Annotated in this window: 22 protein-coding genes; 8 read left to right on the top strand and 14 right to left on the bottom strand. The window is 56.5% G+C overall.

Annotation, left to right across the window (positions count from 1 at the left end; translation table 11 throughout):
- Nucleotides 1-47: 47 nt before the first annotated feature.
- From ACR0EN_RS11595 to ACR0EN_RS11620, 6 genes are all read right to left on the bottom strand, one after another.
- Entirely contained in the window at nucleotides 48-1,199 is a 1,152-nt protein-coding gene (locus ACR0EN_RS11595) for an alpha-D-ribose 1-methylphosphonate 5-triphosphate diphosphatase (protein WP_480586852.1), read from the bottom strand.
- Entirely contained in the window at nucleotides 1,196-1,969 is a 774-nt protein-coding gene (locus ACR0EN_RS11600) for an alpha/beta fold hydrolase (protein ID WP_480586855.1), read from the bottom strand. Before ACR0EN_RS11600 ends, ACR0EN_RS11595 begins: the two co-directional genes overlap by 4 nt.
- A gap of 38 nt (nucleotides 1,970-2,007) precedes the next feature.
- A complete protein-coding gene (locus tag ACR0EN_RS11605) occupies nucleotides 2,008-2,850 on the bottom strand; it encodes a DMT family transporter (RefSeq protein WP_480586858.1) in 843 nt (280 codons plus the stop codon).
- 182 nt (nucleotides 2,851-3,032) lie between these two features.
- Nucleotides 3,033-4,676: a chaperonin GroEL gene (gene groL / locus ACR0EN_RS11610; protein ID WP_480586861.1), complete on the bottom strand. Its 1,644-nt coding sequence runs from the start codon at nucleotides 4,674-4,676 to the stop codon at nucleotides 3,033-3,035.
- Between the two features lie 55 nt (nucleotides 4,677-4,731).
- The gene (gene groES / locus ACR0EN_RS11615) at nucleotides 4,732-5,019 is read right to left on the bottom strand and encodes a co-chaperone GroES (protein WP_010441779.1); all 288 of its coding nucleotides are present in this window, start codon (nucleotides 5,017-5,019) and stop codon (nucleotides 4,732-4,734) included.
- A gap of 174 nt (nucleotides 5,020-5,193) precedes the next feature.
- Complete coding sequence (locus ACR0EN_RS11620; RefSeq protein WP_170392417.1) at nucleotides 5,194-5,868, bottom strand: DUF2161 family putative PD-(D/E)XK-type phosphodiesterase; 675 nt, start codon at nucleotides 5,866-5,868, stop codon at nucleotides 5,194-5,196.
- Nucleotides 5,869-5,989: 121 nt separating this feature from the next.
- Here ACR0EN_RS11620 and ACR0EN_RS11625 point away from each other — a divergent pair, with 121 nt between their 5' ends.
- From ACR0EN_RS11625 to ACR0EN_RS11655, 7 genes are all read left to right on the top strand, one after another.
- On the top strand, nucleotides 5,990-6,970 hold the full coding sequence (locus tag ACR0EN_RS11625) for a TraB/GumN family protein (RefSeq protein ID WP_170818836.1): 981 nt from the start codon (nucleotides 5,990-5,992) through the stop codon (nucleotides 6,968-6,970).
- A gap of 99 nt (nucleotides 6,971-7,069) precedes the next feature.
- Nucleotides 7,070-7,990: a manganese-dependent inorganic pyrophosphatase gene (locus ACR0EN_RS11630; protein WP_170420563.1), complete on the top strand. Its 921-nt coding sequence runs from the start codon at nucleotides 7,070-7,072 to the stop codon at nucleotides 7,988-7,990.
- Nucleotides 7,991-8,185: 195 nt separating this feature from the next.
- Nucleotides 8,186-9,061, top strand: coding sequence for a TIGR01459 family HAD-type hydrolase (locus tag ACR0EN_RS11635; RefSeq protein ID WP_170392423.1), 876 nt, complete (start codon nucleotides 8,186-8,188; stop codon nucleotides 9,059-9,061).
- Between the two features lie 100 nt (nucleotides 9,062-9,161).
- The gene (locus ACR0EN_RS11640) at nucleotides 9,162-9,605 is read left to right on the top strand and encodes a MaoC family dehydratase (RefSeq protein ID WP_074736482.1); all 444 of its coding nucleotides are present in this window, start codon (nucleotides 9,162-9,164) and stop codon (nucleotides 9,603-9,605) included.
- A 60-nt stretch (nucleotides 9,606-9,665) separates the two neighbouring features.
- A complete protein-coding gene (locus tag ACR0EN_RS11645) occupies nucleotides 9,666-10,598 on the top strand; it encodes a bifunctional riboflavin kinase/FAD synthetase (protein ID WP_170392424.1) in 933 nt (310 codons plus the stop codon).
- A complete protein-coding gene (locus ACR0EN_RS11650) occupies nucleotides 10,595-11,068 on the top strand; it encodes a YcgN family cysteine cluster protein (protein ID WP_170609497.1) in 474 nt (157 codons plus the stop codon). The genes ACR0EN_RS11645 and ACR0EN_RS11650 overlap by 4 nt, the downstream gene beginning before the upstream one ends.
- Complete coding sequence (locus ACR0EN_RS11655) at nucleotides 11,068-12,102, top strand: threonine aldolase family protein (RefSeq protein ID WP_170625194.1); 1,035 nt, start codon at nucleotides 11,068-11,070, stop codon at nucleotides 12,100-12,102. Before ACR0EN_RS11650 ends, ACR0EN_RS11655 begins: the two co-directional genes overlap by 1 nt.
- Nucleotides 12,103-12,121: 19 nt before the next feature.
- Here ACR0EN_RS11655 and ACR0EN_RS11660 read toward each other — a convergent pair whose 3' ends face one another.
- Nucleotides 12,122-12,721 carry a 2-hydroxychromene-2-carboxylate isomerase gene (locus ACR0EN_RS11660; RefSeq protein WP_170625193.1) on the bottom strand — a complete coding sequence of 200 codons (600 nt, stop codon included), beginning with the start codon at nucleotides 12,719-12,721 and terminating at the stop codon, nucleotides 12,122-12,124.
- A 108-nt stretch (nucleotides 12,722-12,829) separates the two neighbouring features.
- Here ACR0EN_RS11660 and ACR0EN_RS11665 point away from each other — a divergent pair, with 108 nt between their 5' ends.
- Nucleotides 12,830-13,849, top strand: a complete 1,020-nt coding sequence (locus ACR0EN_RS11665; protein WP_170392433.1) for a ribose-phosphate pyrophosphokinase — start codon at nucleotides 12,830-12,832, stop codon at nucleotides 13,847-13,849.
- 51 nt (nucleotides 13,850-13,900) lie between these two features.
- Here ACR0EN_RS11665 and ACR0EN_RS11670 read toward each other — a convergent pair whose 3' ends face one another.
- From ACR0EN_RS11670 to ACR0EN_RS11700, 7 genes are all read right to left on the bottom strand, one after another.
- Entirely contained in the window at nucleotides 13,901-14,593 is a 693-nt protein-coding gene (locus ACR0EN_RS11670) for a nitroreductase family protein (protein WP_170401865.1), read from the bottom strand.
- A gap of 103 nt (nucleotides 14,594-14,696) precedes the next feature.
- Nucleotides 14,697-15,047: an H-type lectin domain-containing protein gene (locus tag ACR0EN_RS11675; protein WP_170401869.1), complete on the bottom strand. Its 351-nt coding sequence runs from the start codon at nucleotides 15,045-15,047 to the stop codon at nucleotides 14,697-14,699.
- A gap of 117 nt (nucleotides 15,048-15,164) precedes the next feature.
- A complete protein-coding gene (locus ACR0EN_RS11680; RefSeq protein ID WP_480586866.1) occupies nucleotides 15,165-15,575 on the bottom strand; it encodes a F0F1 ATP synthase subunit epsilon in 411 nt (136 codons plus the stop codon).
- A gap of 12 nt (nucleotides 15,576-15,587) precedes the next feature.
- Entirely contained in the window at nucleotides 15,588-17,012 is a 1,425-nt protein-coding gene (gene atpD, locus ACR0EN_RS11685) for a F0F1 ATP synthase subunit beta (protein ID WP_039537698.1), read from the bottom strand.
- A gap of 20 nt (nucleotides 17,013-17,032) precedes the next feature.
- Complete coding sequence (locus tag ACR0EN_RS11690) at nucleotides 17,033-17,911, bottom strand: F0F1 ATP synthase subunit gamma (RefSeq protein WP_170392441.1); 879 nt, start codon at nucleotides 17,909-17,911, stop codon at nucleotides 17,033-17,035.
- Between the two features lie 15 nt (nucleotides 17,912-17,926).
- A complete protein-coding gene (gene atpA / locus ACR0EN_RS11695) occupies nucleotides 17,927-19,465 on the bottom strand; it encodes a F0F1 ATP synthase subunit alpha (protein ID WP_170392443.1) in 1,539 nt (512 codons plus the stop codon).
- Nucleotides 19,466-20,026, bottom strand: coding sequence for a F0F1 ATP synthase subunit delta (locus tag ACR0EN_RS11700; protein WP_170392445.1), 561 nt, complete (start codon nucleotides 20,024-20,026; stop codon nucleotides 19,466-19,468).
- Nucleotides 20,027-20,257 lie beyond the last annotated feature (231 nt).

Raw genomic sequence — 20,257 nt, forward strand, 5'->3', positions numbered from 1 at the left:
CGCGCGATGCCTCCGGCGGAGGTATTTTTAGCCAGATGAAGCCGGGATCAGCTCAAGAAACGTGTTGCGATACTACCGGACATATAGCTGACACACCCGCCTGACAGTGTGGCAGCGACTTTGTGGGTTGTCGCATCGAGTATCACCAGATCAGCACGATATCCGGGCTGTAGCGTTCCGCGATCCTTCAGGCCTAAAACCCGCGCGGGACCGGACGAGACAAGCGCCCAGGCGCTCGCAATATCCAGCAGGCCAGATTTTACCAACATCAGCGCAGCGCGGCGCGGGCTGGGGTAGTGGTAATCCGATGCCAATGCATCACACAAACCCATCGAGATCAGATCCACCGCGCTGGCATTTCCCTTATGTGAGCCGCCCCGCACAACATTGGGTGAGCCGAGGATGATGTGATCTCCGCCCGCCCGGGCACATTCGGCGGCTTCCAGCGTTTCCGGAAATTCCGAGATCATCACCCCGCGCTCGCGCCACTCAGCACGATCCTGCGGCGTTGTATCATCATGGCTGCCGAGCCGAATTCCTCGGTTCGCAAGGACAGTGCAAAGGCTGTCCAGTGCTGCTGGCACCTCGGCGCTGCGGTTGTGCATTGCCTTCAGCATCTCAAAATGCACTTCGGGATTCCGTCCCGCCTTCAGTGCCTGCCCCGTCAAGCGGGGTGGTTTTCGCCCCTCAGCCAGCCGGTCATGAGGTAGATGATCATTCAGAACCACATAAGGCACCTGCCAATCCGCGATACGTTCGGGCAGCCCGTCATAGTCGTCCAGCATATGGGTTTCGAAGCGCAGTTGAGGGATCAGTTGGGTTACAACATCATCCCGAACCGCAGCGATGGCGTCAAAAACCTGACCAGCAAACTCGGGCCCGCGCACGCCGCCTTCCCAACTGTGGAACTGCGCCAGAACAGCTGTGGTTATTCCATTCGCGGCCAGTTCCGCCTCGACCGATAAAATGCCCTCTGCCATCTGCTTCATGGCACCGCGCCGGGGCGCGATGTGACGTTCAAAACCGTCGCCATGCAAATCAATGATGCCAGGCAGGATGAGGTATCCTGACAGATCAATCTGCCGCCCTGCCCTATCGGATTGAACGGTACCTTCGGCGATCGTCAGTTCAGCACGCGACACCCCTTCGCCGGGCAACAGAACATTCGCGCCGGTCAATGTCAGTTCCAACGAGTTCATTGAGTGGGCTCCGAGTCGGGTTCCGAGCAATCTTCCCCAAGACAGATCTGGTCGATGATATCCGTCACCCCGTCAAGCCAGGTGATTTGTGGATCGAACTGTCCGAATTCGATGAAATGCAGGGTCTGCGCCATGACCCGCGGGTTGTTCATCATGAACGTATGCGTCACCGGCAAGACGATGTGATCAGCCATACCTTCAACCTTTGTGGTCTCTATCGATACCTTGCCGTCATCTGGACCATCGATCAGAGACGAGAACAATGGGTTCAATGAGTTCTCGCCTGCGATCACCCCCAGATCAAAATCAACAGGCGGCAGACGGCGTGGAATACCCTCGCGTCCGGTTCCCAATGCCAGCCCGGCAGGGCCGTTCAGAAAGCCGAAAACCTCCCAAGCACCAAGCTCATCCACCAGTTGGCTGCCCTGATTAGGAGGCCCGAGCATGACAACCCGTCCCAGATTCTCGGGGTCGTTGTCCTGCAACCAATAGCGCAGCAGAATGCCCCCCATCGAATGCGCTACAACGTTAACCGTATCCTCCCCGCAGGCGGCGAACGCAGCTGGTAAAGTCTGGTTGGCGAGGTCTGGTATTGGTAGGTCTGTCGAAGGGTAACCTGGACGAACCACAGTGTAACCATGCGCATGAAAAAGCTGTTCCATGACGGTAAACGAGGCCTCTGTGCGCGCGAGGCCATGCAGAAGAACCACGCATTTCGCATTGGCCACCGCAGGCATAAGGCACAAGAGGAGAACAGCAAGAAATTTCATACACGCCAGATAAGGCCTAACCCAGGCCGAGGGAACCCCTAGCCACGGTTCCGGCGCAGCACCGCCAGTGCGATGCCGCCGAGTACAAATCCGGCGCCGAGCAGAAGCCTTAGACTTGCCATCTCGGCTAACAGGATGACCCCGGCAGCAATTGCGATAACTGGAACGCTGAGTTGCACGATCGCGGCCACCGCCGGTGAAAGCTGTGGCACGACACGGTACCATAGCGCATAGCCGAGACCGGACGTGACGCCTCCGGAAAGCGCAGCCAGCCCATAGCCAAGCGGAGACATTTGCCAATTGCTTCCCAGCAGGAACAGGGCAAATCCCGTGACGGGCAACGCCATGATGAAATTTGCTGCAGTTCCCGACAATGCATCTGGTTCGGACCGGCCCGCGATGGAATATATGGCCCACCCGACCCCGGCAGCCGTCATTAAGCCGGCCCCTGTCGGGTCGACCTGAACCGTCCCAGCAGGCCAAAGAACAAAAACCAGTCCACCAAGCGCAATACCGGCACCCAATATCTGTCTCAAAGTGGGTGCAGAACCGGTCATTGCACCAATCGCAAACATGGTAATTTGCACAACCCCGAACAGGATCAGCGCACCAAGCCCGGCATCAAGCGTCAGATACGCTACTGAAAACCCGATCATATAAAGCGACAGTGACCCGGCCCCAACAACACGTCGACGATTAAAAAAAGGGATCGAGCCGCCCCGAAGCGCCACCAATACCGTTAAAACCAAGGCACCAGCCAAAACCCGGATAATGGCAAATCCCGCCGGATCACTTGCGCCACTATCGATAGCAAGGCGGTTCAGGATCGAATTCGCAGCGAAGGCGCACATTGTCAAAGCGGTCAGAAGAAACAGTCGCATATCAACCGCATAGCCGTTTCAAAGGGATTTGCACACTCACATTCCCGATTGCCGAGCCAATCCCGACCCTCCTCGGACCAGAGCCTACCAGCGCCAATGATACGAATGCACAACAGACATTCCAAACAAAACCGGGGCCGCCCAAAGGCGACCCCGCTATTAAGCACTAAGGCTTAAGCAGCTTACATCATGCCGCCCATGCCGCCCATGTCGGGCATGCCGCCGGCAGGTGCCGCGCCTTCTTTGGCGGGCTTGTCGGCAACCATTGCTTCGGTGGTGACCAGCAGGCCAGCAACCGATGCCGCATCTTCCAGAGCGGTACGGACAACTTTGGCCGGGTCGATGACGCCGAACGAGAACATGTCGCCATATTCTTCGGTCTGAGCGTTGAAGCCGAATGCTGCGTCGTCGCTTTCGCGAACTTTGCCAGCAACAACCGCACCGTCGACACCTGCGTTCTCGGCGATCTGACGCAGAGGCGCTTCGATTGCCTTACGAACGATGTTGATACCTGCGTTCTGGTCAGCGTTTGCACCTTCCAGAATTTCCAGTGCTTTACCGGCCTGAACCAGAGCAACACCACCGCCCACAACAACGCCTTCTTGTACAGCAGCGCGGGTTGCGTTCAGAGCATCGTCCACACGGTCCTTACGCTCTTTCACTTCAACTTCGGTCATGCCGCCAACGCGGATAACGGCAACACCGCCTGCCAGTTTGGCAACGCGCTCTTGCAGCTTCTCACGGTCGTAATCCGACGAGGTTTCTTCGATCTGAGTGCGGATCTGAGCAACACGTGCTTCGATCTCGGCTTTCTCGCCAGCACCGTCGACGATGGTGGTTTCGTCTTTGGTGATCTCGATCTTCTTGGCGGTGCCCAGCATGTCCATGGTGACGGACTCGAGCTTCATGCCCAGATCTTCGGAGATCACCTGACCGCCGGTCAGGATTGCGATGTCCTGCAGCATGGCTTTGCGGCGATCGCCGAAGCCCGGTGCCTTGACAGCAGCAATTTTTAGGCCGCCGCGCAGTTTGTTGACAACCAGAGTCGCCAGCGCTTCGCCTTCAACGTCTTCCGCGATGATCAGCAGAGGCTTCTGCGACTGGATCACCTGCTCGAGCAGTGGAACCATCGGCTGCAGCGAGGACAGTTTCTTTTCGTGCAGCAGGATCATGCAGTCGTCGAGTTCTGCGATCATCTTGTCTGCGTTGGTGACGAAGTAAGGCGACAGGTAGCCACGGTCGAACTGCATACCTTCGACAACATCGGTCTCGGTTTCCAGACCTTTGTTTTCTTCGACGGTGATAACGCCTTCGTTGCCAACCTTCTGCATCGCGTCTGCGATCTGCTGGCCGATTTCGGCTTCGCCGTTGGCCGAGATGGTGCCAACCTGAGCAACTTCTGCCGAGTCTTTGACTTCACGCGAAGCGTCTTTGATGCCTTCGACAACCTTGGCAGTTGCCAGGTCGATGCCGCGCTTCAGGTCCATCGGGTTCAGGCCAGCAGCAACCTGCTTCAGACCTTCGCGAACGATGGCTTGGGCTAGAACGGTTGCGGTGGTGGTGCCGTCGCCGGCTTCGTCATTGGTGCGGCTGGCGACTTCTTTCACCATCTGCGCGCCCATGTTTTCGAACTTGTCTTCCAGTTCGATTTCCTTGGCAACCGAAACACCGTCTTTGGTGATGCGCGGCGCGCCGAAGGATTTGTCCAGAACCACGTTGCGGCCTTTGGGGCCCAGGGTCACTTTAACAGCATCGGCCAGAACATTTACACCGGCCAGCATGCGGTTACGGGCATCGGTGTCAAACTTGACGTCCTTTGCAGACATGTTGTCTCTCCTTGAGAATATCTGTTGAAATGAAGATCAGAGAAAGCGGGTGCGCTTACTCGATGATCCCCATGATGTCGCTTTCTTTCATCATCAGCAGCTCTTCGCCGTTGACCTGAACCTCGGTGCCCGACCATTTGCCGAACAGGATCTTGTCGCCAGCTTTTACAGCCATTGCGATCAGTTCGCCGCTGTCCTTGCGCGCGCCTTCGCCGGTTGCAACGACTTCGCCTTCGCTGGGCTTTTCTTTTGCGCTGTCGGGAATGATCAGTCCGCCTGCGGTTTTCTCTTCGCTTTCTACGCGACGAACCAGCACACGGTCATGAAGCGGTTTCAATGCCATCTTTGCAGCTCCTTGGGCTCAAAGTTTGTTATCCTCCCCTCGCCGACTGACGAGGCGTTAGCACTCGGGTCTCATGAGTGATAACGACGCATAGCTAGGGAGTTGCAGGAAGCGAGTCAACAATATGTGAAAGATTTTTTTGCCTGGCGCGATAAGCAGGCAAGAACAAGGCACCTAGTCTGGCTGATCCCAGCTGTACGCCCAGTGTTTCAGACCTTCTTGCCCTGCCTCAGACAGCGCGTAGACGCCCTTTTCCACTTTTTCGAACCAGCCGTAATGATTGTCGTACATCAAACGTGTCGCCGCCCTTACGCCAGTGGCCTTTGCCACATCAACCCCCTTGCCCGCTCCGTTTTCCGCCAGATGTGCCGCGCATTTTAGCGCATCCTGTCGGTAAGCCGTTACTATCCCATGACGCGTGGCACCGCCCGCATTCGGATCGCCCTGCAACCTTTCAAACTCGCGCAGCAATCGCTTTGCCTTGACCTTATCCTTGCGCGGCGCATAGGGGCCGGGATCGCATTGAACCTCGACCGTCCCATCAGAGCGCACGGTGATCAGACCCAACCCCAGGCGGCGGCACAGCGCCAGATTATCCTTCAACGCCCGTCTCGCTGCCCGGCCTTTTGGTTTACAGACCCCAATGTAGACCTGATCGGTTATTTTCAGACGAGTGATAGCTTGGTGAAACAGCGCGAGGCTGAAGCGAAGCTTGAGTTCAACGATCACCGGCTCCTGCCCGTCTCGCAGAGCAACAATGTCGGCGGCGCCAACTTCACCTTTCACGGTATATCCCTGACGTTCCAACAAGGCTTTGATGGGTGGGTAAAGGTCCTGCTCGAGCTTCATAACGCCATGCTATGTAGTTTCGCGCGGATTGCCAGCCACGGTTTGAAGACAAACTACATTGCAACTTACAAGAAGGCAGGAGTACGTCTTGGTCATATTCGCCATTTCCGGAAGGTTTCTTATGCGCTTGCTCAGCTTTTGTCTCGGCCTTTTGCTTCCGATTACCGCCCATGCGGCCTGCGAAGGGAGAGATCTTAGGCTTGACCTGTCAGCCGAAAGTCAAGCTGATCTCGAGAAGACAATCAGTGACATTCCGTTTCCGGAGGGCAACCACTGGATCGCGACAAAAGACGGGACTGTCTTGCACCTGATCGGCACCCTCCACACCAGCGACCCCCGCATGGCACCCGTGGTCGAGCGCTTGGAGCCAGTTCTGAGTCAGGCCGACGCGTTTTTCTTCGAGGTCACACAGGACGAAATGGACGCGTTCGAAAAAGATCTGGCCGATGATTTCAGCCCGGTCCTGATTACGTCCGGCCCCACTTTGATTGACCTGATGTCGGAAGAAGATTGGACAGCGCTGTCCGCGACTCTGGCCGAGCGTGGCATTCCCGCCTGGATGGCCGCCAAGATGCGCCCTTGGTTTCTAAGCATGATGTTGGGCATTCCGCCTTGCCTGATGAATACCCCAGACTTTGATCGCGGCATGGACACGCGCCTGACGGAACTGGCCGAACAACACGGGATACCCCAGTATTCGCTAGAGCGGATCGAGGATCTGATCGCCATGTTCGACAGCCATCCTCTGGAGGAACAAGTGGCGTCACTGACCAGGCTCGCTGGGGCGCTGCAGGCCGGGGACGACCAAATGATCACCATGGCGAACGCCTATATCGAAGAGCAGCACGCCGCGATCATTGAGCTTGCGAAAATTCAGGGACTTGATGCTTCAGGGATGACACCAGAAGAGTTTAACGCCGAATGGAAAGGGTTCGAGGATCAGCTTCTGGTGCAACGCAACGCCAACTGGATGGAAAAGATTCTGGACCTGAAGGATCAGACCGCGGTGATCGCTGTCGGGGCCGGACATCTGAGCAACGACTACGGCTTACTGAACCAGCTACAGCAAGCCGGATATACACTGGAACGCGCTGAATTCTAGGTTTTCAGACCAAGGGTCGCAGCAAGTTTGCTTCCGGGTGACAACCGTGTTTGACCACCCTATAAGGCGCGCAAATCCATATTCTTCAGGACACGAGACATGACAACGCTAGTTTTTGGCCACAAATCTCCCGACACCGATTCCACCGGCTCTCCGATCCTGTGGTCGTGGTATCTGAACGAAGTGAAAGGTGAACAGGCACAGCCCGTTTTGCTAGGCGAACCCAACACCGAAGCCGCCTTTATGCTTGAGCGTTGGGACCTGCCCAAGCCGCAAATCATCGAGGACGTGGCCGAGGATGCACCGGTTGTCATCGTCGACACCAACAATCCGGCCGAGCTGCCCGCCAGCATCAATAGCGCAGATATCCGCGCCATAATCGACCACCACAAACTGGTTGGCGGGCTTGAAACCAAAGGCCCTATCGACATCACCGTGCGCCCGCTGGCCTGCACTGCAACCATCATGGTCGATCTAATGGGTGACGACGCCGCCAAGATGCCCGACGCGATCAAAGGTGCCGCGCTGACCTGCATCCTGTCGGACACACTGGAATTCCGCTCACCCACAACCACCGCGCACGACCGCGCCGTGGCTGAGAAACTGGCGGCTGAACTTGGTCTGGATGTCTCGGCCTACGCCGCCGACATGTTTGCAGCAAAATCGGATGTATCGTCATTCTCGGACGCCGAACTGATCCGCATGGACAGCAAAGAATACGAAGTCGACGGCACCAAGTTCCGGGTCTCGGTTCTGGAAACCACTGCCCCCGGTGTCGTGCTGGATCGCAAGGACAGCATCGTAAGCTCGATGGCTGATGTGGCCAAGGAAGACGGCGTTGATCAGGTGTTGCTGTTCGTGGTCGATATTTTGAACGAAGAAGCGACGCTATTGGTTCCAAATGATCTGGTGAAAAGCGTCGCTGAGAAGAGCTTTGGCGCAACCGTGGACGGTGACGCGGTTGTGTTGCCCGGCGTGATGAGCCGGAAAAAGCAGATCATTCCGAACCTCAAGGTTTGAATTTAGATCATCAAAGGCGCCCGAAACCGGGCGCTTTTTGTTGCGAGGCTCTGCCTCGTGCTCCGAGATATTTTTGGCCAGATGAACAAGGGGGGTTGATTTCGGCCGCTCCGCCTGGGCTGCACCTCTGGCCAATTGCGCCACGCTCTGCCATAGGCTTTGACATCTCGCATTCCCTGCTGCACGAGGCGCGCCATGACCCAGATCGTTTCTTCACTCGCTGAAATCTCTGACCGCTACAAAGCGCTGTTTGTTGATTTGTGGGGTTGCGTTCATAATGGGATAACTGCCTACCCAGAGGCCGTCGCGGCACTGCAAGCTTATCGTCAACGTGGTGGCACGGTGGTTCTTGTAACCAATTCCCCCAAGCCTCGGGCCGGGGTTGCCGAGCAGCTTTTACATTTCAATGTGCCGGCAGATTCCTATGACACGATTGCAACCAGCGGTGATTCGGCGCGTTCAGCGATGTTTCGCGGGGCGATTGGCGAAAAAGTCTACTTCATGGGGGAATGGCAGCGGGATGCCGGTTTTTTTGAACCCCTGAAACTGCTGGATCATCCGATCCACATTGAACGCGTTCCGCTGGACGCGGCCGAAGGCATCGTGTGTTGCGGCCCGTTCGACCCGATGGCGGACCCAGATGTGAACCGGCCCGACTTTCTTTATGCCAAGCAGAAAGGGATGAAACTGCTCTGCGCAAATCCGGACATCGTGGTGGACCGAGGCGAAACGCGCGAATGGTGCGCAGGTGCTTTGGCCCGACTTTATACCGAGATGGGTGGTGAAAGCCTATATTTCGGTAAGCCACACCCGCCGATCTACGATCTGGCCCGGCGCAGGTTGCAGGCGATTGGGGTTGATGTGTCGGATTCTGAAATACTTGCCATAGGGGACGGGCCGCAAACAGATATCGCTGGAGGCATGGGGGAAGGCATTGATACCCTCTTCATCACCGGCGGTTTGGCAGCCGCAGAAACCAAAACATCACATCATCCAGACGAAGACGCGTTGAAAGCTCATAACGAGAAGGAACAGATCAATCCAACCTATTCGATTGGTCGCCTGAGATAGCAAAAAAGACTTGATTTTCTGCAACTGCGAAGTAATAAAGTTGCCGACGAGCGGCAGATGATGGTCTTTTGTTGCTCTTACGATCTCGAATGAGGGCAGCATGTTGGACAACCTTCCGCGCGGAACGATTTGCATCGAAGACATCGAAATGGGCATGTCACGGCACTTGCGCAAAGTCGTGACCGATGAAGATATCGAGATGTTCGCTCAAGTATCGACCGACCGGAATCCGGTTCATCTGGATGATGACTATGCCCGCGATACGATTTTCGAAGGACGTATTGCGCATGGCATGCTGACCGCTGGCCTGATCTCTGCGGTTATCGGAGAGCAGCTGCCCGGACATGGAACCGTGTACATGGGACAATCGCTTAAATTTCTGGCGCCGGTGCGTCCGGGCGACATGGTTTATGCCGAGGTCAAGGTGATCGATATCGATTTCGCCAAACGCCGGGTTAAGCTGGATTGCCACTGCGCAGTTGACGGAAAGAAAGTGCTGGTGGGTGAGGCCATGGTGCTGGCTCCGAGCCGCAAGTTCGACTGATAATCCACCTTAACCGAACTGCGGCTTGAACCTGACGGGCAGTCCCGCTAGGCAAGCCGCATGCATATCATCCGGGACTTCCAGTTTGTTGAACCAGAAGACCGAGGCGCAAGTGTCGCCATCGGGAACTTTGACGGTGTTCATCTTGGCCATCAATCCGTCATCGAGTTGGCGCGCAATGCTGAATTGAACGCGCCGCTGGGGGTCATGACATTTGAGCCGCATCCACGAGAGTATTTTTCCCCAGAGGCACCGCCCTTTCGTCTGATGCGCGGCAATGCACGCGCGCACCGGCTGGAAAAACTCGGCGTGCAGAAGCTTTATGAACTGCCTTTTAATTCAACGCTCGCGGGTATGACGCCCGAAGCTTTTGCGAGGAATGTCATATGCGATGGTCTGGGGCTTTCTCATGTTGTCGTGGGTGCCGATTTTTGTTTTGGCAAAGGGCGCAGCGGTAACCCTCAGGACCTGGTTCGCTTTGGCGAAGAGATGGGGTTCGGTGTGACCATCGCGCCCCTGTTGGAGCGCACCGAGAATGTGGTTTCGTCGACTGCGATCCGGACAGCTCTGTCAGAGGGGCGCCCGCGCGATGCGGCAACAATGTTGGGGCACTGGCACCGGATTGAGGGTGAGGTCGTCGGAGGCGAGCAACGCGGACGAGAGTTGGGGTACCCGACAGCCAATATGTCGATCGAAGGACTGCACCCTCCAAGATTTGGCGTTTATGCAGTTTTGGTCGACGTCCTGGATGGCCCGCATCAGGGCAGCTATCACGGGGCGGCATCGGTCGGGACCCGGCCCATGTTCCAAGGCGAGGTTCCTAACATCGAGACATTTCTGTTCAATTTCTCAGGTGATCTTTACGGTGCCACGCTGTCCGTTGGTCTGGTCGACTATCTGCGGCCCGAAATGACATTCGACGGCCTTGACGGGTTGATCTCGCAGATGGATGCCGATTGCGCGCGCGCCCGAGAGATACTGGCCAGTACATGACTACGGATCCAATCGATCGAGCTGGCCTCGCGCCCCGATTCTGGGAACGCAAGCCGCTGCGCAAGATGAACCAGCGTGAGTGGGAGGCCCTGTGCGATGGTTGCGGAAAATGCTGTCTGAACAAGCTGGAAGATGAAGATACGGGCGAGGTCGCATTGACCTGTGTTGCCTGTCGCCTGCTGGATGACGAAACTTGCCGGTGCACCCAATATGATATCCGCCACCAATTCGTGCCCGAATGCATCGTCATGACACCCGATAACATCGACAACCATGCCTATTGGCTGCCCCAGACTTGCGCCTATCGACTGCTCTGGGAAGGCAAACCGCTTTACGACTGGCACCCTTTGCTATCAGGTACGCCTGAAAGCGTTCACACCGCCGGAGTCTCCGTGCAGCGGCGAACCGTATCTGAATTCGAAACGCCCATGGAAGAGTGGGAAGACTACATCATCGAGGAGCCGAGTTAATGCATTTTGCCTCTGATAATTCCGGGCCCGTTCATCCCGAAGTTCTGGCCGCATTGGCCGAAGCCAATCAGGGCTATCAGATGGCTTATGGCGCCGACACTTTGATGAACGAAGTGCGCGACCAAATCCGCGGCATTTTCGAAGCACCGGGTGCGGCAGTTTATCTGGTCGCTACGGGAACGGCAGCGAATTCACTGGCGTTGGCAACGCTGAGCAAGCCATGGGAAACCGTGTTCTGTTCACCCGTCGCTCATATCCACGAAGATGAGTGCAATGCCCCCGAATTCTACACCGGCGCGAAACTGACTCTGGTGCCGGGTGGCGACAAGATAACCCCCGAAGCGTTGACCAAGTCCATTGAGGGGGAAGAAACCCGCGGCGTGCATGGTCCGCAGCGCGGGCCTGTCTCGATCACTCAGGTGACCGAGCGTGGCTCGGTTTACTCGCTTGCCGAACTTCAAGCCTTGTGTGGCGTTGCCAAGAAGTATGGGTTGCCGGTGCATATGGATGGTGCACGCTTCACTAACGCTCTGGTCGCTTTGAATTGCTCACCGGCAGAGATGACGTGGAAATCTGGTGTTGACGCAGTCAGCTTTGGCGGCACCAAAAACGGGCTGATGGGTGTCGAGGCCGTAATCTTCTTCGACGAAAGCAAAGCTTGGGAGTTCGAGCTGCGGCGCAAGCGCGGGGCGCACCTGTTTTCCAAGCACCGTTATCTGTCGGCCCAGATGGCTGCTTATCTGCAGGATGACCTGTGGCTGAAATCAGCTCGCAAAGCGAATGCCAATTGCGCGCGATTGGCGGATGGTCTGCGGGCAGTCGGGGCAGAATTCCTGCATGAACCCCAGGCAAACATGATTTTCGCAAGCTTTCCCCGCAGCCAACACAAGCGCCTGCACGAGGCCGGCGCCGTCTATCACCTGTGGGGCGATACGTTGGACGGTGAGGACGAAGACGAGATGCTGGCCTGCCGCCTTGTCTGTGACTGGTCCATCGAAACCGAACAGATCGATCGGTTTCTGAACCTCTTGTAGCCGTGCCTCCCTGCCCCGGCTATTTCATCTCAGCCAGATGCTTGTCCAGATCATCAAGACGGTCCTGTCCCCAGAACCTCTGATCGTCCGGTGTGATGTAAAATGGTGCCCCGAAAACACCCCGGTCCACGGCTTCTTCCAGATTTGCGGCGTAGGTTTCCGCACCTACCAACAGGCCACTATCAGCTAGATTTGGATTAAATCCTGCCTGTTCCAAGCAATCCCGGATCACGCCATCATCAGAGATGTCCTTTTCTTCTGCCCAGCAGGCACGCAAGAAGGAATGGCAAAGTTTACCCACATCACCTGATCCATCCTGTACTGCTGCGATCACAGCGTAAGAGGACGGTGCCATGTTCGTCGGCCAGTGCGCAGGCTGCAGGTTCAACGGCATATTCAGATTGAGCGCTTGGCGCACCAATTCCTGCGCGCGGTATTCGATGCGAGAGATATGACGATCTTTTGGTGGCGTTCCACCTGTCCGGCCGAACAGGGCAACAATATCCAATGGTTTATAGTTGATCGTCGCACCGTGTTTTTCCGCGATCTCTTCAAGGCGCATTCCCGCCAGATAGGAATAGGGCGAGAGTGTCGCAAAAAAGTAGTCAATCTGGGCCATGTTCACTTTCTCCGCTGCGTTATCTTTGCGGGACGGTAGACCCATGCTAAGCGGTGTCAACATCACGAATCTGTCACATTGCCACTGCTGCCCGGGGAAAATCAGCCGATGCCGACACTTCACGAACCCAAGCTTATCGCTGGGAACGCCAATCTTCCGCTTGCCGAAACCATTGCACGTCGCATGAGCCTGCATCGCGGCGTTGACCAGGGGCTGGTCGATGCAAGGGTCGAACGGTTCAACGACGGAGAGATTTTCGTCGAGGTTTTCGAGAATGTGCGTGGTGAGGATATGTTTATCGTTCAACCAACCTCGAACCCCGCCAATGACAATCTGATGGAGCTGCTGATCATCGCAGATGCGCTGCGCCGTTCATCCGCAGCCCGGATCACCGCTGTCATTCCGTATTTCGGGTACGCCCGTCAGGACCGCCGCACCAAGGCGCGCACACCAATCAGCGCCAAGCTGGTGGCAAACATGCTGACTGGTGCGGGTATCGAACGGATTCTAACCATGGATCTGCACGCAGCCCAGATTCAGGGCTTTTTCGACATGCCGGTGGACAACCTATATGCCTCTCCGATCTTTGCCCTGGATGTGAAGAAACAATTCAAGGATCAGATGGACGACCTGATGGTGGTCTCGCCGGATGTCGGCGGTGTTGCACGTGCCCGTGAATTGGCCAAACGCATCAATGCGCCCCTTTCGATCGTTGACAAACGCCGCGAAAAGGCAGGCGAAGTGGCTGAGATGACTGTCATTGGTGACGTGAAAGACAAAATCTGCCTGATCGTCGATGACATTTGCGATACCGCTGGCACTCTGTGCAAAGCTGCTCAGGTGCTGATGGATAACGGTGCCAAGGAAGTGCACTCTTACATCACCCACGGTGTCATGAGTGGACCGGCGGTTGAACGTGTGACCAATTCGGTGATGAAATCTCTGGTCCTATCGGACACGATCCAGCCTACGGCTGAGATCAACAAGGCCGCCAATATCCGCATCGTGCCCACCGCGCCGATCTTTACGCAGGCGATCCTGAACATTTGGAATGGCACCAGCGTATCATCGCTGTTCGAAGACAAGACACTGACGCCGATCTACGAGTCACTTTATCATATGGATTGATCGAAAAACTGCTGACTACCATAGATAATGTCTGAATTCATGACGGCCTGCCTATTCGGCGACCGTCATGATTTCTTCCAACGGTTTTTTCATCTTTGCAACTTTTGGCACCTTCGCGTCGTCTTGCGGGTGGCCTACAGCTACGATCATAATAGGCTTTTCATGATCAGGGCGGTTTAGCAGTTTATTCAGGAATTTCATCGGGTTGGGTGTGTGGGTCAGTGAAACCAGCCCTGCATGGTGCAACGCAGTCAACAAAAAGCCCGTGGCAATGCCCGTGCTTTCAGGCACGTAGTAGTTTTTGAACCGATCTCCATCATCGAAATGACCCCAACGTTGGGCGAAAATCACTATCAGCCACGGTGCGTCTTCCAGATGCGGCTTCTGATCGTTAGTCCCGATTGGTTCAAGCGCCTTCAGCCATTCATCTCCGGCACCGCCTTCATAAAACCTGCGCTCCTCAGCTTCTGCCTCTTCCCGAATACGGCGTTTCATCTCAGGGTTCGAGATGGCCACAAAGTGCCAGGGCTGATGATTGGCCCCTGAGGGCGCTGTTCCGGCTGCGCGAATGCACTCTTCGATGACCGTGCGCTCGACGGGCCGGTCCGAATAGTCACGCACGGTATGGCGGCGTTTCATCTTGTCGTAGAACGCTCGCGCTTCGGCCAGCATTTCTTCATCAGACAAGTCCATACGATCCGGAAGGTCCAAGGCTTCGTATTCGATATGATCTCGTGCAAACACCTATAAGATCCTCCGGTTGCGTTAGCCGCTATTTGGGGTGGCCAGTCTTCTTTATGGGACGACGCGCGAAGGTGCGCAATCTTATCTCACGAACAGGCCTGCTTCACGAGATATCCCAATCGTCTTCATGCGAAACATCTCCAATTGCGGTCCAATTCACCCGAATTCTGGCGATACGCGTATCAGACCAGGTGCGAAACACCGCATTGAATCCTTCCGGCGTTATATCTTCGGCCTGAACTTCAGCCCGTAAAGCGGAAGACGTATCCACATCCCAAAGCACCACGCCTATCTGGACGATTGGCACAGAGCGGAACACTTCTGAAAAACGGACGCTTACGCGACGCTCACGCGGGCCCTCACCAGTCCACATCACGCCACCATCGGCGAAATCGGAAAACAAGACCTCCTCGCCCTGATCAATGCCGATGGGATGGGTTTGAAACTTTTTCATCTATCGTCTTTTATTGTTCAATTCCTGCAGCTTAACTTCAGCGAATGGCAAAATCACGACAAAAAAACGGCCCCGCGGATACGGGGCCGTTCCAAGTGATCAGAATGTCATGAACCCTTACAGGCTCATATGCGTTCCTAGGGCTTCCATGTCAGCCAGCAACTTGGCAGTATCGTCGACGATCGTCTGATCTTCACCGACCTTGGCCGCCTCGTGCGAAGCGCGGGCCTCGGCGATCAGATCGTCCAGATGCGAACGTGTTACTTCGGCAACTGGGATGGCTTTTTCGGCCAGAACCGACAGGCCATCACCATTGATCTGAGCAAACCCACCGGTGACCAGGTATTCGCTGGAGCCTTCGGGTGCTTCGACCTTCAGGATGCCCGGGCGCAGAGTTGTAATTGTGGGGGCATGATCGGGCATTGCCGTCATGTCCCCGTCCGCGCCGGGAATCTGGACCGCCGTCGCGCTAAGCGAAGCAAGGCTCCGCTCGGGGCTGACGAGGTCGAATTGCATCGTGTTTGCCATCAGGGATACTCCTTAGGCGGCTTCTGCGGCCATCTTCTCCGCTTTGGCGATCACTTCTTCGATGCCGCCAACCATCAGGAAGGCCGCTTCGGGCAAGTGATCGTATTCGCCAGCGACAACCGCTTTGAACGACGCGATGGTCACATCCAGAGGAACCTGAACGCCCGGCGAACCGGTAAAGACTTCGGCCACGTCGAACGGCTGCGACAGGAAGCGCTCGATCTTACGGGCACGGGCAACGGTCAGTTTGTCTTCTTCCGACAGTTCGTCCATGCCGAGGATGGCGATGATGTCCTGCAGCGACTTGTAGCGCTGAAGGATTTGCTGAACGTCGGTCGCAACCTTGTAGTGCTCTTCACCAACGATGGCCGGGTCGAGCAGACGCGAGGTCGAGTCGAGCGGGTCAACCGCAGGGTAGATACCCTTTTCCGAGATCGCGCGGTTAAGAACGGTGGTCGCGTCCAAGTGCGCAAACGAGGTTGCTGGCGCCGGGTCGGTAAGGTCGTCCGCAGGCACGTAGATCGCCTGAACCGAGGTGATCGAGCCCGACTTGGTCGAGGTGATGCGTTCCTGCAGAGCGCCCATGTCAGTCGCCAGCGTCGGCTGATAGCCCACAGCCGAAGGAATACGACCCAGCAGAGCCGAAACCTCAGAACCCGCCTGCGTGAAACGGAAGATGTTGTCGACGAAGAACAGAACGTCGGTACCGGACTGGTCGCGGAACTGCTCAGCCAGGGTCAGACCTGTCAGAGCAACACGTGCACGCGCTCCGGGAGGTTCGTTCATCTGACCGTAAACCAGGGCCACCTGCGATTCCGACAGGTTGTCCGGTTTAATAACGTTCGATTCGATCATCTCGTGGTACAGGTCGTTGCCTTCACGGGTCCGTTCACCAACACCCGCGAACACCGAGAAGCCCGAGTGCACTTTTGCGATGTTGTTGATCAGTTCCATGATCAGAACGGTTTTACCAACGCCGGCGCCGCCGAACAGGCCGATCTTACCGCCTTTGGCGTATGGGGCCAGCAGGTCAACAACCTTGATGCCGGTTACCAGAACTTCCGACTCGGTCGATTGTTCGTCAAAAGTCGGTGCGGGCTGGTGGATCGCACGGGCTTCGGTTGCTTCAACCGGGCCTTTTTCGTCGATCGGCTCGCCAACCACGTTCAGGATGCGGCCCAGAGTGGCGTTACCAACCGGAACCGAGATCGGTGCACCAGTGTCGGTCACGGCTTCGCCGCGGACCAGACCCTCGGTCGCGTCCATCGCGATGGTACGGACGGTGTTTTCACCCAGGTGCTGAGCAACTTCCAACACCAGGCGCTTGCCGTTGTTGGTGGTTTCCAGCGCGTTCAGAATTTCAGGCAGCTGATCTTCGAAGTGCACGTCGACGACGGCCCCGATGATCTGTGTGACTTTGCCTTTTGCATTCGCCATGTTTCGTCTCCGGTATGTCTCTACAGCGCTTCGGCGCCGGAAATAATTTCAATCAGCTCGTTGGTGATCACGGCCTGACGCGAGCGGTTGAACTGGATCGTCAGCTTGTCGATCATCTCACCCGCGTTGCGTGTCGCGTTGTCCATTGCGGACATCCGTGCACCCTGTTCAGACGCTCCGTTTTCGAGCAGAGCCGAGAAGATCGCGGTGGCAACCCCCTTGGGCAGCAGGTCGGCCAGGATGGCCTCTTCGCTGGGCTCGTAGTCGAATACCGCACCGCTGTCGTCACCCGTCGCTTCGTCTTCGAACGAGGCGGGGATGACCTGCTGTGCCGTCGGGATCTGGGTCACAACGTTGACGAACTTCGAGTAGAAGATCGTGGCAACGTCGAACTCACCCCCGTCGAAACGAGACAGGACGTCCTTGGCGATGTCTTGCGCGTTGGAATACCCCAGACGCTTGACCTCGCTCAGGTCGATATGTCCAACGAACAGATCGCTAAAATCACGCTTGAGCGCGTCGCGGCCTTTTTTGCCGACGGTCAAAACCTTGACCGTCTTGCCTTTGGCGCGCAACTCGTCCGCCTTTTGGCGAGCGAGTTTGGCGATGTTCGAGTTGAAGCCGCCACACAGGCCGCGTTCAGCTGTCATGACAACCAGCAGATGGACATCATCACTGCCCGTGCCACGGAGCAGCTTGGGGGCGCTGTCGCTGCCCCCGACCGAAGCCGCCAGTCCCGCCATCACGGCATTGAACCGCTCGGCATAGGGACGCGAGGCTTCGGCAGATTCCTGGGCGCGGCGCAGTTTTGCTGCCGCGACCATCTGCATGGCCTTGGTGATCTTGCGGGTCGATTTGACCGACTCGATCCTGTTTTTAAGGTCCTTAAGATTTGGCATATGCCCGCCTCTCCCTTAAGCGAAGGTTGCGGCGTATTCGTCCAGCGCAGCCTTGATCTTGTCGGAAGCGTCACCCTTGATCTTGGGATCTTCGTCCGTGATCCACTGAAGCAGATCCGCGTGCTTGCCACGCAGGTGCGCCAGCAGGCCGGCTTCGTAACGGCCAACATCGGACACGTCGATCTTATCGAGGTAACCGTTGGTACCGGCGAAGATAACGCAGACGATTTCGGCGTTGGTCAGCGGCGAGTACTGCGGCTGTTTCATCAGTTCGGTCAGACGCGCGCCACGGTTCAGCAACTGCTGGGTCGCGGCGTCGAGGTCGGAACCGAACTGCGCAAACGCAGCCATTTCGCGGTACTGAGCCAGTTCCAGCTTAACCGGACCGGCAACCGACTTCATCGAGTTGGTCTGAGCCGAGGAGCCCACACGCGAAACCGACAGACCGGTGTTCACCGCAGGACGGATGCCCTGGTAGAACAGTTCGGTTTCCAGGAAGATCTGGCCGTCGGTGATCGAGATCACGTTGGTCGGAATAAACGCCGAAACGTCACCACCTTGAGTTTCGATAACCGGCAGAGCGGTCAGCGAGCCCGCACCGAAGTCTTCGTTCAGCTTTGCCGAACGTTCCAACAGACGCGAGTGGAGGTAGAAAACGTCGCCAGGATAGGCTTCACGTCCGGGCGGACGGCGCAGCAGCAGCGACATCTGACGATAGGACACAGCCTGCTTCGACAGGTCATCATAGATGATCAGCGCGTGGCGGCCGTTGTCGCGGAAGTATTCAGCCATCGCGGTCGCGGCGTAAGGTGCCAGGAACTGCATCGGTGCCGGGTCGGACGCGGTTGCCGCCACAACGATCGAGTAGTCGATCGCACCGGACTCTTCCAGTTTCTTCACCAGCTGAGCAACGGTCGAACGCTTTTGACCGATCGCAACGTACACGCAGTACAGCTTCTTCGACTCGTCGTCGCCTGCTGCGTCGTTGTAAACTTTCTGGTTCAGGATCGCGTCCAGAGCAACGGCGGTTTTACCGGTCTGACGGTCACCAATGATCAGCTCACGCTGGCCACGGCCGATTGGGATCATTGCGTCAACCGATTTCAGGCCGGTTGCCATCGGCTCGTGAACCGATTTACGCGGAATGATGCCCGGCGCTTTAACGTCTGCAACGCCACGCTTGGTCGCGTTGATCGGGCCTTTGCCGTCCAGCGGGTTGCCCAGACCGTCAACAACGCGGCCCAGCAGCTCGTCACCGATCGGAACGTCCACGATCGAGTTGGTGCGCTTAACAGTGTCACCTTCTTTGATGTCACGGTCGGAACCGAAGATAACAACACCGACGTTGTCGCTTTCCAGGTTCAGCGCCATACCCATGATGCCGCCGGGGAATTCGACCATCTCACCGGCTTGCACATTGTCCAGGCCGTATACACGGGCAATCCCGTCACCGACGCTCAGCACGCGGCCGATCTCGGCCACTTCGGCTTCCTGACCAAAATTCTTGATCTGGTCCTTCAGGATTGCAGAAATCTCTGCAGCTTGGATTCCCATTTATCCGACCTCTTTCATTGCATTCTGTAGGGAGTTCAGCTTCGAACGGATCGAGCTATCGATCATTTTCGAGCCCACTTTAACGACAAGACCGCCGATGAGGCTTTCATCAACGGTCGCATTGATTGTCACGGTCTTGCCCACACGCTCGGACAGCGTCTTGGACAGTTTATCCATTTGGGTCTTGGTGAGCGCCTTGGCCGAGGCGACATCGGCGGTCACCTCGCCACGCTCGTCAGCCAGCATGTCGCGCAGAACCTGCACCAGTTGCGGTACAACGAACAGACGACGTTTCTGCGCCATCAGACCCAACGTATTGCGCAGGATGGCATGTAGGCCCATCTTGTCAGCAACAGCAGTGATTGCGCTTTCCTGTTCGGCGCGCGAAACCAAAGGCGATGCGATCAGGTCGCGCAATTCTGCGCTATCACCCAATGCGGCTGCCAGATCGTTGATTCCGGTTTCCAGACCTGCAAGGTCATTATTCTCTTTAGCGATCTCGAAGATCGCGGTGGCATAGCGCTCGGCGATGCCAGTGGAAATCGAAGCTGGTTCGGACACGTCCACCCTTCCGATATTTGAGGCCCCGATTTTGAGTAGCGGCCGCTACCTTGGGGCGTGAGGAAACCCCGTCCATTTAGGGCGGGGATCAAAATCACCGGGGATGTAGCAGAGGTGTTCCAACCAAGCAATACGCTATAGCGGTAACAGTTTTATCCACAAATTATTATTTTTCATACACTTAACCCAACTGCGACCCTTTGGACCGATTGGGGCAGTTGAAAAATGTTA

The sequence above is a fragment of the Ruegeria sp. AB7 genome, assembly GCF_056542625.1.

Coding starts and splice junctions, on each gene's coding strand:
- ACR0EN_RS11645 (WP_170392424.1), top strand. CDS start 9,666: ATGCATATCATCCGGGACTTCCAGTTTGTTGAACCAGAAGACCGAGGC.
- groL (WP_480586861.1), bottom strand. CDS start 4,676: ATGTCTGCAAAGGACGTCAAGTTTGACACCGATGCCCGTAACCGCATG.
- ACR0EN_RS11680 (WP_480586866.1), bottom strand. CDS start 15,575: ATGGCAAACACGATGCAATTCGACCTCGTCAGCCCCGAGCGGAGCCTT.
- ACR0EN_RS11635 (WP_170392423.1), top strand. CDS start 8,186: ATGACCCAGATCGTTTCTTCACTCGCTGAAATCTCTGACCGCTACAAA.
- ACR0EN_RS11675 (WP_170401869.1), bottom strand. CDS start 15,047: ATGAAAAAGTTTCAAACCCATCCCATCGGCATTGATCAGGGCGAGGAG.
- ACR0EN_RS11595 (WP_480586852.1), bottom strand. CDS start 1,199: ATGAACTCGTTGGAACTGACATTGACCGGCGCGAATGTTCTGTTGCCC.
- ACR0EN_RS11650 (WP_170609497.1), top strand. CDS start 10,595: ATGACTACGGATCCAATCGATCGAGCTGGCCTCGCGCCCCGATTCTGG.
- ACR0EN_RS11600 (WP_480586855.1), bottom strand. CDS start 1,969: ATGAAATTTCTTGCTGTTCTCCTCTTGTGCCTTATGCCTGCGGTGGCC.
- ACR0EN_RS11660 (WP_170625193.1), bottom strand. CDS start 12,721: ATGGCCCAGATTGACTACTTTTTTGCGACACTCTCGCCCTATTCCTAT.
- ACR0EN_RS11605 (WP_480586858.1), bottom strand. CDS start 2,850: ATGCGACTGTTTCTTCTGACCGCTTTGACAATGTGCGCCTTCGCTGCG.
- atpA (WP_170392443.1), bottom strand. CDS start 19,465: ATGGGAATCCAAGCTGCAGAGATTTCTGCAATCCTGAAGGACCAGATC.
- ACR0EN_RS11655 (WP_170625194.1), top strand. CDS start 11,068: ATGCATTTTGCCTCTGATAATTCCGGGCCCGTTCATCCCGAAGTTCTG.
- ACR0EN_RS11630 (WP_170420563.1), top strand. CDS start 7,070: ATGACAACGCTAGTTTTTGGCCACAAATCTCCCGACACCGATTCCACC.
- ACR0EN_RS11690 (WP_170392441.1), bottom strand. CDS start 17,911: ATGCCAAATCTTAAGGACCTTAAAAACAGGATCGAGTCGGTCAAATCG.
- ACR0EN_RS11620 (WP_170392417.1), bottom strand. CDS start 5,868: ATGAAGCTCGAGCAGGACCTTTACCCACCCATCAAAGCCTTGTTGGAA.
- groES (WP_010441779.1), bottom strand. CDS start 5,019: ATGGCATTGAAACCGCTTCATGACCGTGTGCTGGTTCGTCGCGTAGAA.
- ACR0EN_RS11640 (WP_074736482.1), top strand. CDS start 9,162: ATGTTGGACAACCTTCCGCGCGGAACGATTTGCATCGAAGACATCGAA.
- ACR0EN_RS11665 (WP_170392433.1), top strand. CDS start 12,830: ATGCCGACACTTCACGAACCCAAGCTTATCGCTGGGAACGCCAATCTT.
- atpD (WP_039537698.1), bottom strand. CDS start 17,012: ATGGCGAATGCAAAAGGCAAAGTCACACAGATCATCGGGGCCGTCGTC.
- ACR0EN_RS11625 (WP_170818836.1), top strand. CDS start 5,990: ATGCGCTTGCTCAGCTTTTGTCTCGGCCTTTTGCTTCCGATTACCGCC.